General features: G+C 75.4%; 7 protein-coding genes and 1 pseudogene. 3 read left to right on the forward strand and 5 right to left on the reverse strand.

Features of this window, described 5'->3' with window-relative positions:
• Positions 1-112: 112 nt before the first annotated feature.
• The 5 genes from ACSNOH_RS31520 to ACSNOH_RS31540 all read right to left on the reverse strand — a co-directional run bounded on the left by ACSNOH_RS31520 (position 113) and on the right by ACSNOH_RS31540 (position 4,512).
• Complete coding sequence (locus ACSNOH_RS31520) at positions 113-760, reverse strand: TetR/AcrR family transcriptional regulator (RefSeq protein ID WP_436724866.1); 648 nt, start codon at positions 758-760, stop codon at positions 113-115.
• Between the two features lie 142 nt (positions 761-902).
• On the reverse strand, positions 903-1,457 hold the full coding sequence (locus ACSNOH_RS31525; RefSeq protein WP_436724867.1) for a hypothetical protein: 555 nt from the start codon (positions 1,455-1,457) through the stop codon (positions 903-905).
• A complete protein-coding gene (locus ACSNOH_RS31530; RefSeq protein ID WP_436724868.1) occupies positions 1,454-2,938 on the reverse strand; it encodes an ATP-binding protein in 1,485 nt (494 codons plus the stop codon). Before ACSNOH_RS31530 ends, ACSNOH_RS31525 begins: the two co-directional genes overlap by 4 nt.
• Entirely contained in the window at positions 2,935-3,633 is a 699-nt protein-coding gene (locus ACSNOH_RS31535; protein ID WP_436724869.1) for a response regulator, read from the reverse strand. Before ACSNOH_RS31535 ends, ACSNOH_RS31530 begins: the two co-directional genes overlap by 4 nt.
• A gap of 126 nt (positions 3,634-3,759) precedes the next feature.
• The gene (locus ACSNOH_RS31540; protein ID WP_436724870.1) at positions 3,760-4,512 is read right to left on the reverse strand and encodes a PaaX family transcriptional regulator C-terminal domain-containing protein; all 753 of its coding nucleotides are present in this window, start codon (positions 4,510-4,512) and stop codon (positions 3,760-3,762) included.
• Positions 4,513-4,605: 93 nt separating this feature from the next.
• On the opposite strand from ACSNOH_RS31540, the gene ACSNOH_RS31545 reads away from it, so the two are divergent.
• From ACSNOH_RS31545 to ACSNOH_RS31555, 3 genes and pseudogenes are all read left to right on the forward strand, one after another.
• Positions 4,606-6,252 carry an acyl-CoA dehydrogenase family protein gene (locus ACSNOH_RS31545; protein ID WP_436724871.1) on the forward strand — a complete coding sequence of 549 codons (1,647 nt, stop codon included), beginning with the start codon at positions 4,606-4,608 and terminating at the stop codon, positions 6,250-6,252.
• Positions 6,249-7,088, forward strand: coding sequence for a crotonase/enoyl-CoA hydratase family protein (locus ACSNOH_RS31550; protein WP_436724872.1), 840 nt, complete (start codon positions 6,249-6,251; stop codon positions 7,086-7,088). The genes ACSNOH_RS31545 and ACSNOH_RS31550 overlap by 4 nt, the downstream gene beginning before the upstream one ends.
• Before the next feature lie 83 nt (positions 7,089-7,171).
• A pseudogene (locus ACSNOH_RS31555) lies at positions 7,172-7,859 on the forward strand (hypothetical protein); the annotation flags it as partial.

A 7,859-nucleotide genomic window follows, 5' to 3' on the forward strand; every position in this document is an offset into this window, starting at 1 on the left:
GGACGTCGTCAAGCGGCTGCAGGCCGAGGGACGTTCGGTCGCCATGGTCGGCGACGGCGTCAACGACGCGGCCGCGCCGTACGTACGTGTGTATGTATGCCCGTACGCCCCGTCAGGCGCCGTACGCCCCCTCGGGCGCCGGGCGGCCTTCGCCGCGCTCGCCGGGCGGGGCGACCAGGCCGCGCACGACCCGGAGCATCGCCGAGACGAGCAGGGCGCGCGGGGTGTCGCGGTGCTCCAGCCACCACAGGGCGAGCCCGTGGAAGGAACTGCGGACTGCCTCGCCGAGCGGCTCCAGCTCGGCGCCGGGCAGCCAGGGCGCGAACTGCCGGAGCAGGGCCTCCCCGGCGGCGCGCTGCCGGGCCCGGATGGCGCGCTGGAGCTCCTGCACCTCGGGGTCGCCGGTGGTGCCGGCGGACAGCAGCCGCCAGGTGTACGGACTGGACTCGACCTGCTCGAACCACGCCTCCAGCACCGCCCGCAGCCGCGCGTCGGGGTCCCCGCCGCGCGGCGGCTCGCCCGGCGGGGCGGCGGCCAGCCCGTCGCGGTGCCGCTCCAGCAGCTCCAGGTGCAGCTCCTTCTTGGAGTCGAAGTGGCGGTAGAGCATGGGTTTGCTGAGCCCGGCCGCGGCCGCGATGTCGTCGATGGTGGTCGCCGCGTAGCCGCGCTCGCCGAACAGCCGGGCCGCCGCCGTCTCGATGCGGGACCGGGTTTCGGCGCGGGCCGCACGGGCGGCGCGCGCGTGGTCGAGATGGCTCATTGCTGATCGCCTCGGAGCTCGGAGGGGGGTGGCGCGTAAGGGTGCTGAAGGCCTGCCGAGGGGTCTGCCCGCCGGTGTACCGATGAGCCCACCGTCAGATATACCGGAAAGTAACCACCGCGGTAAGCCCCTCCCGCGCTCCTCAGGGCGACGGCGCGGGGGTCGGCAGCTTGGCCGCGGGGAAGGCGTTGTTGCTGTCGCAGACGAGGTCGGAGATCACGAGCCCGCCGCCGCTGAGCTCGACCTTCACGTCGTGGATCTGCCGCCCGCGCGGCACCTCGTTGGCGGCCGCGGTGCACACGAACTGGCTGCGGGCGACCGGCGAGAGCCGCGTGACGTTGTACGGCATCTGGATGCCCACCCGCATGGTGCCGGTGGTGACGTGCACCTCGCCCTTCATCCTGGGCACGTCGCTGTACAGGCCCCGGATCCGCTGGTCCTCGTCCGGCCCCTCCAGCAGGAGCACGATGGCGTCCTCCGCGCCGAGCTTGGCCTTGGCCTGGCGGGTCACCTGTGTCACGCCGGTGGGCGACATGAAGTAGAGCTTCGCCTCGGCGGCGTCGGCCTCTCCCTGCCGCTTGGCCCCCGTCGCGGGCTGGCCGACGTCGATGACGTCGGTGGTCGTCACGCCGCAGCCCGCGAGGGCCGTCAGCAGCGCGGCCGCCAGGGCGGCGCGCCGCAGTCGCCGTGCCGTCATGCCGTCTCGCTCCCGCCCCGCCGCAGCGGCAGCTCCACCGTGAACACGGCGCCTCCTCCGGGCCGGTTGGCGGCCCGCACGGTCCCGTCGTGCAGGCGTACGTTCTCCAGGGTGATCGCGAGGCCGAGGCCGCTGCCCTCGGAGCGGGCGCGGGAGGAGTCGGCCTTGAAGAACCGCTCGAAGACGTGCGGGAGCACGTCGGGGTCGATGCCCTCGCCGCGGTCGGCGATCTCGATCAGCAGGCACCGGCCCTCCTCCCCGTGGGCCACGCGGACCGCGACGTCCACCGGTGCGCCGCCGTGCTTGAGGGCGTTGCCCACGAGGTTGGCGACGACGACGTCGATGCGGCGCGGGTCCAGCCGGGCGCGCACGCCCTCGGGCAGGTCGGCGGCGACCTGGTCCTGCCAGCCGCGGGCCTGGACGGTCTTGCGGATCGTCTCGGAGACGTCGACCTCGTCCAGGTGGAGGGCCGCGGCGCCCGCGTCGAAGCGGGAGATCTCCATCAGGTCCTCGACCATGCGCGCGAGCTTGCCGGTCTCCTCGCTGATGAGGCGGACGGCGTAGGCCGTGTCGGGGTCGAGGGAGGCGGCGTCCTCGTCGAGGACGTCGACGACGGCGGTCATGGCGGCCAGCGGGGTGCGCAGCTCGTGCGAGACGTCGGCGGCGAAGCGCCGCGAGTTGGCCTCCATGCGGCGCAGTTCGGCGACGTTCTCCTCCAGGGCCTCGGCCATGTCGTTGAAGGTGCGGGAGAGGTCGGCGAGCTCGTCGCGGCCGGTGACCTTGAGGCGGGTGTCGAGCTCGCCGGCGGCGAGCTTGCGGGAGGCCCGGCGCAGCTCGCGGACGGGCCGCAGCACGCCGCGCGCGGCGATCAGGGCGGGCACGGCGGCAAGGGCGACGGCGGGCACGGCGCCGCTCTGGGCGGCCTTGACCAGGGCCTGGACGTTCGCCTCGTCCTCGCGGAGCGGCATCTGCGCGTACACCTCCAGGCCGGACGCCTCGCTGGTGCCGCGGTAGGTGACGGGCAGGCCGATGGCGAGCCAGGGGCCGCCGCCGCTGTCGAGGCGCTGGAAGGCCGGGATGCCCGCGCGGACCTTCGCCTGGACGCCCCGCGGGATGCGCCGGGGGGCGCCGCCGGGCAGGAGCTCGCTGCCCTGGTAGCGCAGCTGGACGGTCCATCCCTGGGCGCTGCCCGCAGCGTTCAGCCGGTGCTGGAGGTCCTGGAGGGACTGCGGGGACAGCGGGAAGGTGTAGTCGGGGATCTGTGAGTTCACCTGGGAGCGGAGCGCCACGATGGCCGTGTCCTGGGTGCGCTTGAGGATGGCCGTGCGGGCCTCGCGGAAGGTCAGGGCTGCCGTGGTGAGCGCGCTGAGCGCGGCGACCAGGAGGAACGCGAGCACGAGGCGGGCGCGCAGGCCGGCGGCGACGCCGCGCAGCGACGGGCGGCGGAGCGCGGGGCGGCGCAGGAAGGCGGGCCGTCTCACAGGGGTCCGAAGCGGTAGCCGAAGCCGCGGACGGTCTGGATGTACTTCGGCGACCGGGTCGAGTCCTCGACCTTGGTGCGCAGCCGCATCACGCAGGCGTCCACGAGGCGGGCGTCCCCGTGGTAGCTGTGCTCCCACACGTGCTCCAGGAGCTGCTGGCGGCTGAAGACGCGGCCCGGGGTCGCGGACAGGTACAGCAGCAGCTTCATCTCGGAGGGGGCGAGCGGCAGGTCCTGGCCGTGCTTGGCGACGAGGAGGCCCTTGCGGTCGATGGTCAGGTCGCCGTGGATCTCGACGGGCTGCGAGGCGGCCGGGTCCGGTCCGCCGTCGCCGGGGGCGGCCCGGCGCAGCACGGCGCGGATGCGGGCCTCCAGGACCTCGCCGCGGGCGGGCTTGACGATGTAGTCGTCGGCTCCGGCCTCCAGGCCGAGGACGACGTCTATGTCGTCGCCGCGCGCGGTGAGCATGATGATCGGGATCTGCTGGGTGGCGCGGATGCGGCGGCACACCTCGAAGCCGCTCTTGTCGGGCAGCATGAGGTCGAGCAGGACGAGGTCGGGCCGGAAGGTCTCCATGGCGGCGAGCCCGGCCTCGCCGGTGGCCGCGCCCTCCACCTCGTGGCCGCGGCGGCGCAGGGTCAGGGAGACGCCTTCCCGTACCGCGCGGTCGTCCTCGATCAGCAGCACCCGTGACATGCGGACAGTATCGTTCCCCTCAGTGCGTGCGTGCGCCGCACGGCCCTTTGTACGGCAGAACTGTCACAGACTGCTCATATTCATGCGTCATATGCCGATGGGCTTCGTGTGTATGCGCTTCGTGTGTCATATGCCGATGTGCCGGCGCAGCAGGGCCCGGAAGTCCCGGTCGAACGCCTCGTAGCGGCGCCGCAGCCCCTCCCCCGGCCAGTCCGCCGGCAGCAGCGCCTCCGGCAGGACGGGGTCCGCGAGGAGGTGGCGCAGGACGGCGGCCGAGACCGTGAAGCGCTCGGCCAGGTCCGCCGTGCGGTCCTCGCGGAGGGCGGCCTCCAGGGCGCGGGCGCGGGCCGCCCAGCCGTCCAGGTCCCACAGGGCCGCCGCGAGCTCCGCCGGGTCGCCCTCGGGAGCGCCTGTGAACAGCGCGCACTGCTCCGCGACGACTCGCGGCCGGTCCCGCTCCGGATCCCGCAGCAGGTTGGCCGGGCGCATCCAGCAGCCCTCGCGGAGCTCCCCTAGGCGGAGGGCCGCCATGGCCTGGCGGAGGGCGGCGCGGTCGGGCGCGGACCGGCGCTCGGCGGTGACGACGGCGATCTCCCAGCCGCCGTCCCAGCGCCGGGTCCGGGGCGCCCGGCTGTCGTCCTGGCGCGCCTGGCGGGCGGCGAGCCGGCCGGTGAGGCGGTAGGTGCCGTCGCGCTGCTCCAGGTCGCCCGCCGCGACCATCCGGGTCAGGGCCGTGCGCACCGTTCCCTCCGCGGTCCCGAAGAGCTCGCCGACGCGGACGAGGGCGCGGGCGGGCAGGGCGGGCGGGTGGTGGCCCAGGAGCGTGGAGAGCACGACCGAGCGCGCGGTCAGGGGGCGCAGCGAAAGGGAGTCGTCCATGACCGTCCCCACCTTAATCCGTCCCTGCCCTGTTCATTACGGTCTCGCATCACGCATCATGAAAGTGTAATGCCGCCACCGCAGGAGGTCGCCGTGAGCGCCACGCACGAAGTGTTCAACCAGGCCCCGCCCCTGACCGGCTTCACCACCGCCGACGAGCCCGCCCTGCTGGAGGCGCTGCGCCGCGACGGCGGCGCGTGGGGCGAGGCGGAGGTCCGCGAGCTGGGCGCGCGGGCCGGGTCGGAGGAGGTGCAGGAGTGGGCGCGCACGGCCGAGGCCCACCCGCCGGTGCTGCGCACGCACGACCGCTACGGGCACCGCATCGACGAGGCCGAGTTCCACCCCTCGTGGCACCACCTGATGGCCGCCGCCGTGGAGAGCGGCCAGCACGCCGCCCCGTGGGCCGATCCCCGCCCCGGCGCGCACCTGGTGCGCGCGGCGAAGTTCTACGCGTGGGCCCAGGCCGAGCCCGGCCACGGCTGCCCCGTCTCGATGACGTACGCCGCCGTGCCCGCGCTCCGCGCGCAGCCGGAGCTCGCCGCCGCCTACGAGCCGCTGCTGGCCTCCCGCACGTACGACTACGGGCTGCGCCCGCCGCTCGGCAAGCGGGGCCTGATCGCGGGCATGTCGATGACGGAGAAGCAGGGCGGCTCGGACGTCCGCGCCAACACCACCTCAGCCGTGCCCGCGGGCGACGGCTCGTACGTCATCACCGGCCACAAGTGGTTCACCTCCGCGCCCATGAGCGACGTCTTCCTCGTCCTCGCGCAGGCCGAGGAGGGGCTGACCTGCTTCCTCATGCCGCGCGTCCTGCCCGACGGCACCCGCAACGCCATGCGCCTGCAGCGGCTCAAGGACAAGCTCGGCAACCGCTCCAACGCCTCCGCCGAGATCGAGTACGAGCAGGCCGTGGCCTGGCCGGTCGGCGAGCCGGGGCGCGGGGTGCGCACCATCGTCGAGATGGTGAACATGACCCGGCTCGACTGCGTCATCGGCTCCGCGGCCGGCATGCGCGCGGGCCTGCGGCAGGCCCTGCACCACGCGGCGCACCGCAAGGCGTTCGGGGCGGAGCTGATCGACCAGCCGCTGATGCGCAACGTCCTGGCCGACCTCGCCGTGGAGTCGGAGGCCGCGACCGTCCTCGCGATGCGGCTCGCGGCCGCGGTCGACCGCTCGGCGGCGGGCGACGCGGCCGAGGCCGCGCTGCGCCGGCTCGCGCTCGCCGCGGGCAAGTACTGGGTCTGCAAGCGCGGCAGCACGCACGCGGCCGAGGCGCTGGAGTGCCTGGGCGGCAACGGCTACGTCGAGGAGTCCGGCATGCCGCGGCTCTACCGCGAGGCCCCGCTGCTGTCCATCTGGGAGGGCTCGGGCAACGTGGCCGCCCTGGACGTGCTGCGCGCGCTCACCAGGGAACCGGCCGCCCTGGACGCCTACTTCGCCGAGGTCGGGGCGGCCGCGGGCGCGGACGCCCGGCTCGACGCCGCCGCCGCGCGCGTACGGGACCTGCTCGGCTCGCTCGGCGACCCCGGCCGCGCCCAGCTCCTGGCCCGGCGCCTCGCCGAACAGCTCACCCTCGTCCTCCAGGGCAGCCTGCTGGTCCGGCACAGCACCCCGGCCGTCGCCGACGCCTTCTGCGCCTCCCGCCTGGGCGGCGAGTGGGGCAACGCCTTCGGCACGCTGCCGCCCGGGGCGGACCTGGGGCAGATCCTCGACCGCGCCGCGCCGAAGGACGTGCGGTGACGACGGGCGGGGCCGCGGGACGGGGCGGCGGCCGGCCCGCCGTCCGCAGCGAGCGCCGCGGCCCCGTCACCACCGTCGTCCTGTCCCGGCCGCACGCCCGCAACGCCGTCGACGGGCCGGCCGCGCGCCTGCTCGCCGACGCCTTCCGCGCCTTCGAGGCCGACGACGGCGCGCTCGTCGCGGTGCTGTGGGGCGAGGGCGGAACGTTCTGCTCCGGGGGGGACCTGAAGGCGTTCGGCGGCGAGCGCCGCAACCGCGTGGAGCCCGGCGGCGACGGCCCGATGGGGCCCACGCGGATGCGGCTGTCGAAGCCCGTCGTCGCGGCGGTCAGCGGCTACGCCGTCGCGGGCGGCCTGGAGCTCGCGCTCTGGTGCGACCTGCGGGTGGCCGAGGAGGACGCCGTCTTCGGGGTCTTCTGCCGCCGCTGGGGCGTGCCGCTGATCGACGGCGGCACGGTCCGCCTGCCCCGGCTCATCGGGACGGGCCGCGCCCTGGACATGGTGCTGACGGGCCGCCCGGTCCCGGCGCCCGAGGCCCACGCGATGGGGCTCTGCGACCGCGTCGTCCCCACGGGCACGGCCCGCGCCGCCGCGGAGCGGCTGGCGGCGGACATCGCCCGCTTCCCGCAGGACTGCCTGCGCGGCGACCGGGCCTCCGTCCTCGCCCAGGAGGGCCTCACCGAGGAGGAGGCGATGGCCGCCGAATTCGGCTACGGGACTCCCTCGTTGGCGGGTGCCGCCGAGGGAGCGGCACGGTTCGCGGCGGGAGCGGGCCGGCACGGGGACGTCATCGGCGCGCCCCCTTCGTCCGGCTCGCCGGGTGAATCGCGCACATAAACCGCACAGTTCTTCATCCCTTCGGTGGGATTGCCCTTGCTGCGGGGCAGTTGAGGGCCGAACGACCGGCAGGATCTCTCCCCGTGAGCGGATGGGTGCGCGCGGGGCGTGCGGGGATCGTGGCCTTCGCGGCCGTAGTGGCGACGGCGGGCGCGGGGCCCGCCCAAGGCGACGGTCCGGGTGCCGGCCGGGGCCCGGCCCGCGCCGTCCGCGCCGACGGGCACCTGTCCGGCGGACAGCACGCGCCCGGGGGACGGCTTCAGGCGGAGGGGCAGCACGGGCAGGGCGGAGAGCGCCACGCCGACGGACGGCACGGGGCCGAGGGACGGCACCACGTCGGTGGACAGCACGGCAGCGGCGGACCGTACGGGAACAACTGGCCGTACGGGCACGACGAGCAGTACAGGGCCGGCGGACGGTACAGGAGCGACAGGCCGCACGGGAACGGCGGACCGTACGGGCACGACAGGCCTCACGGGACCGGCAGGCCGTACGAAGACGGCGGGCAGGCGCACCAGGTCGGCAGGCAGCGGCATCCCGCCGATCGCGAGCCCTCGGGCGGCGGGCCCCGTGAGGGTTCCGCCTTCGTCGAGTACGGCCCCGGCCGGCTCCGCGTGGTGGCCGGTGGCCCTGAGGGCCCCGGGGAGGACGCTGCCGCCGCGGTGATCGTGAGCAGGCCCGGCTGCCTGGTCCTCGGGGCCGGTGACGGGGCGGCCACCGCGACGCTCGTCATCGGCTGCGACCGGCCCCCGCCCCCGGCCGCCCCGTCAC

It is taken from the genome of Streptomyces sp. URMC 127, assembly GCF_051386535.1.
Classification (GTDB): Bacteria; Actinomycetota; Actinomycetes; order Streptomycetales; family Streptomycetaceae; genus Streptomyces.